Genomic DNA, 4,725 nt, shown 5'->3' with positions numbered 1-4,725 from the left:
GAAAAAGAACTTTCTGCTGATGCAGAAAAAGAACAGCAAATACCAAATATTAAAAATAAAGAAGTTCATCCTTTATTTTTCCAAGTCATAAATTATAAACCTGTTACGGCTTATAATCAGGCTTTCACTCAGATAGATTATCCTGAGTACATCCCTAATTTTATACTCTCAAAATTAGTTTTTCCCGTTTTTCGACCTCCCGAGTTTGTTTAATTTTTTATTGAACAAGTTGATTAAAAACAAAAACTAATACAAAATTATGCAAACAGACCGCTTGCCGGTTTGCGATATTGGTTTGTTTGATGATACAACGGATTTCTGGATTGATTCCATTGATAACCTGTTAGGGAAATATCCTGTTTTAGAACATCCTCACGAAAGTACTTTTTATACTTTTCTAATTGTAGAAAAAGGAAGAGGTGAAATTATTATTGATAATAACAAGATCCTTATTGATGATGCCCAAGTATTTATCATTAAACCAAATTGCATTACCGAACTATATTTAAACAGAGAAGCTATTGGAAAAATAATATGCTTTACAGAAGACTTTTTTTCTTTAAGATACAACAATAATATGCTCAATCAATTTTCCTTTTTTAATAGGGAATCTAGTATTGTGATAAGAGTTTCAAATGATAATTTATATTATCTGGAATCCTTGATGTCATTTATGCATAACGAGTTTTCCAACAAGAAAAAAGCTTCTAAAAAAGCACTTCGCTCGTTTCTGAATATTATACTTATCGAGATTGAACGTTCTTATAACCCGTTGAGGAATATGGAATCCAGTAATCCGACAAAGGAAAAAGTACAAAAATTTCAGAAGCTTATAGAGAAGAATTTCAAAACAATGAAGCTACCTTCCGATTATGCTAAAATATTGAATGTGAGTACAAATTATCTCAACAAGATTTGTAAAAAAACTTCAGGAGCGACTTCAGGTGATTTAATTAGAAGGCACATATTACTTGAAGCACAAAGGTTGTTACATTATACAAATTATTCTATTAATGAGATTGCTAACGAAGTAGGATTTGAGCATACTTCTTATTTTGTTACATTTTTTAGAAAAACGACAAATCAGACTCCGGAACAATTCAGAAAAAAACGAACAGAAGAATAAAATAATAAACAGCTGAATTGAAAATAGAAATTACGAGACTTTAAAAATTAAATACAAGTCCTTATTTAGTAAAGAAGCAGTATTGTTTAGTTAAACAATCTGCTTTTTTATTTTTCGGTTAATCCTTATCTATAAAGGAAATTTGCCAAAACAAAAACAGAAACGATTATGGATTTTCCTATGTTTCATCTTGATTGGCTAAACAATCGGATGCTTATTGCAGGAATTGCAACACTTCACGTAATTATAAACCACGGTTTGGCAGTCGGTTTTATTCCATTAGTAACCTGGTTAGAACAAAAAGGGCTTAGACGAAGCGGAACAAATCAAATTACAGATTTAGAATGGGATGAAAAAGTTTATAAAATGATGAAAGTAGCTTTTATCATCACAACAACTATTGGAGCAATGACAGGAGTCGGAATATGGTTTTCAGCTTCTTTAATCAGTCCTTCATCTATAGGTTCGTTAATACGCGTGTTTTATTGGGCTTGGTTTACCGAATGGATTGTATTTGTTACTGAAGTCATTCTGATAATGATTTATTTTCTTTCCTGGAAAAAAAGCAACAGCTCATTAAGGGCAAAGATTCGTCACATCCGTTTCGGATGGTTTTTAGCCATTGCTTCGTGGATTACAATGACAATTATTGTGGCTATTCTTGGTTTTATGATGGATCCCGGAAACTGGAACAGTAATCCGAATCTTATTAACGGCTTTACCAATCCGCTTTATCTTCCTCAATTGGCTTTCAGGACACCTATGGCAATGTTAATGGCAGGTGTATTCGGATTATTATTAGCCACAATATTCACAAAATACGGAACAAAAATCAGGCAAGATGCTGTAAAATCTATTTCAAAATGGATTATCCTGTGGGCTCCATTTACACTTTTCGGAGCAGTTTGGTATTATAAAGCGATTCCTGAAGGAATGACTGCCAATATGAGTACGGCTGTAGGAACTATGGACTTTGCACAATACTACGGTTTACTTAAGTATTTCATCATAGGAGGAGTTAGTTTATCGGTTGTAATAGCTGTTATTGGTTTATTTAAAGCAAAAGTAATACGTCCGTATATGGTTGTTTTACCTGTCGTGTTTGCTTTTGCCTTTTTAGGCTTTTTTGAACGAGTTCGGGAATTTGTCCGAAAGCCCTATGTCATTGGTCAGTATATGTATTCAAACCTTTTATTGGAAGAAGATATGGTCGTTTATCAGCAGGACGGAATCTTGAAGCACGCTACATATACTTCCGTTAACGAAGTTACAGATGACAACAAACTCGAAGCAGGAAAGAACATATTTATGTTGGCTTGTAGCAGATGCCATACAGGACAAGGTGTAAATAGTGTTGTGGATGTATTTGAAAGAATGTATAACAACGGACAGCCTTTACATGTGGATATGATGACAGCTTATATTCCGAATATGCATTTCGGACGAAATTATATGCCTCCTTTTCCCGGAAATGAAGCAGAAGCAGAAGCTTTGGCAATTTACATAAGACATCTTCAGGATTCAGGAGAGTCGATAGAAGGAGTTCAAACCGAAGGTGTAATGATCAATTCAGACTATACGGTTAAGGCAGTAATTAACAAACAAAATAAAACAAACGATAATGAAGATGATAAATAGTTTATTGATTAGCTTACAGACAAACATACCAACACCCGTTCCTAAAGACCTTCCCTTACCATTGCCTTTACCCGAATGGCTTTTGATTATCATTTTGGTGATTTCTTTTTTGGCACATTTGGTTTTTGTCAACCTGATGCTTGGAGGAACATTACTTACACTTTGGTCACAAATAAAAGGATTAAAAGACAAGAAATACGACTTGTTGGCAAAAGAAATTGCAAGCACTATTACTGTAAACAAAAGTATTGCTGTTGTGCTTGGAGTAGCTCCGCTTTTAAGTATCAATGTGCTTTATACTGTTTATTTCTATTCTGCGAATGCTTTGACAGGATTGGTCTGGATAGCTGTGATTCCATTGGTCACCATTGCTTTTTTACTTACCTACCTTCATAAATATACCTGGAAAGTATTTGAGAATAATAAGGCGGTACATATCTCTATTTTAGGCTTGGCAACAGTCATATTACTATTCATTCCTTTTATTTTCCTGACAAACATCAACCTAATGATGTTTCCCGAAAAATGGGCTGTTGTAAAAGGCTTTTTTAATGCGATGATGCTTCCTAATGTTTTCCCAAGATATTTTCATTTTCTTTTTGCTTCATTGGCAGTTACAGGGTTGTTTTTGTTTTGGTATATGAGTCGTAAGAATTATGAATTCGAAAATTTACTTCCCGGATTCACAAGGTATGATATTCAGAGAAAAGGATATTCTTTGGCTCTTATTGCTTCAATCTGCCAAATGCTTATCGGACCCATAGTATTGCTTACACTTCCCAGCAAAGGAATGGGTTGGAATTTAATTCTTATAATCTTTACAGGAGTTGCAATGGCAATTCCTGCGATGTGGATGATGTGGAAAGGATTACAGGCTTCCAGAGAAAATATCGGAAAGAACTTTTATAAGGTAGTTATACTGATGAGTATTACGGTTGTTTTTATGGGTTCGGGAAGACAGATTTACAGAGCCAATGCATTGGAACCACACCAGAAACTGGTTAAATTAAGAACCGAAGAATTTGAACAAACCCGAAAAATTGCCATTGAAAACAGTAAAAACCAAATATCAGACGAGAATAACACAGATATGTCATTAGCTGAAAAAGGTAAAAAAGTATTCAACCAATATTGTGCGGCTTGTCATAAACCAAAAGATAGATTAGTGGGACCACCTGTTACAGAAATGGTTGCCATTTATAAAGATGATGTGGAAGCTATGAAAAAATGGATTAAAAACCCCGGAAAAAAACGTGCAGATATGACTCAAATGCCGGGTTTTCCACAAATACCAGATGATCAACTAAATGAACTAACAGAATATATATTAACCATTAACAATTAAGATTATGAGTACATTTTTAGTGATTTTATCAGTTGTATTGTTTTTTTGGATTATTAAATTACTCGTTGACGTGAACAGCATATCATTACGTTTGTCTAAATCGAAAGAATTAAATAACACTAAAAACCCTTTGGATGAAGAATATGAATTCATAAGAGGATTACATTAAAATAAAACCGTCTCGGTAACTACTTTTGTCGTAAGAAGTAGCTGTTGTATTCCCATAAATTACAAGAGTCGGTTTATAGGAATGGCTTCAATATTGTTGCTGTTAGCCATTCCTTTTTATATTATTCGACTTTTTTTAAAAGTATATGCTGTTGTCCCATAATTCCCTCTACATATTTTTGAGTATCAACAAAACCTACATTCAGATAAGTATGATATGCATTGATATTCCTGACGTTTACAGATAATACTATTTCATTTGTTTCAGGATATTTTTGTTTCAATAAATCTGTAATTAACAATACCGATTTCTTACCTCACCCTTTCCCCTGATAAATTGGGTTTAGGGAAAAAGACCGAAGCAAAATAGCAAATTTGTTATCTGTTAGTTTAAATTTATCATTGCCTTTATCAAGAATAAAAAAACCAATGGGTTCATCATTATACA

3 protein-coding genes and 1 pseudogene are annotated in these 4,725 nt (G+C 33.5%); all 4 read left to right on the top strand.

The features are described 5' to 3' along the window. Nucleotides 1–213 (top strand): annotated as a pseudogene (locus tag EG240_RS16595) (hypothetical protein); the annotation flags it as partial. A 46-nt stretch (nt 214–259) separates the two neighbouring features. Continuing rightward, complete coding sequence (locus EG240_RS16085) at nt 260–1,126, top strand: helix-turn-helix domain-containing protein (protein ID WP_125020350.1); 867 nt, start codon at nt 260–262, stop codon at nt 1,124–1,126. A gap of 168 nt (nt 1,127–1,294) precedes the next feature. Next, complete coding sequence (locus EG240_RS16080; RefSeq protein ID WP_125020349.1) at nt 1,295–2,764, top strand: c-type cytochrome; 1,470 nt, start codon at nt 1,295–1,297, stop codon at nt 2,762–2,764. After that, nucleotides 2,748–4,109 (top strand): c-type cytochrome, encoded by a 1,362-nt coding sequence (locus EG240_RS16075; RefSeq protein WP_235830411.1) that lies wholly within the window; start codon nt 2,748–2,750, stop codon nt 4,107–4,109. The genes EG240_RS16080 and EG240_RS16075 overlap by 17 nt, the downstream gene beginning before the upstream one ends. The last annotated feature ends 616 nt before the right edge of the window (nt 4,110–4,725 follow it).

Origin of the sequence: Paenimyroides tangerinum, assembly GCF_003865405.1 — a bacterium.
GTDB lineage: Bacteria > Bacteroidota > Bacteroidia > Flavobacteriales > Flavobacteriaceae > Flavobacterium > Flavobacterium tangerinum.
This window is presented reverse-complemented; position numbering and strand designations above follow the sequence as displayed.

What these genes read in the sequence shown, in the direction of transcription:
- EG240_RS16085 (WP_125020350.1), top strand. Translation starts at nt 260, where the DNA reads ATGCAAACAGACCGCTTGCCGGTTTGCGATATTGGTTTGTTTGATGAT.
- EG240_RS16075 (WP_235830411.1), top strand. Translation starts at nt 2,748, where the DNA reads ATGAAGATGATAAATAGTTTATTGATTAGCTTACAGACAAACATACCA.
- EG240_RS16080 (WP_125020349.1), top strand. Translation starts at nt 1,295, where the DNA reads ATGGATTTTCCTATGTTTCATCTTGATTGGCTAAACAATCGGATGCTT.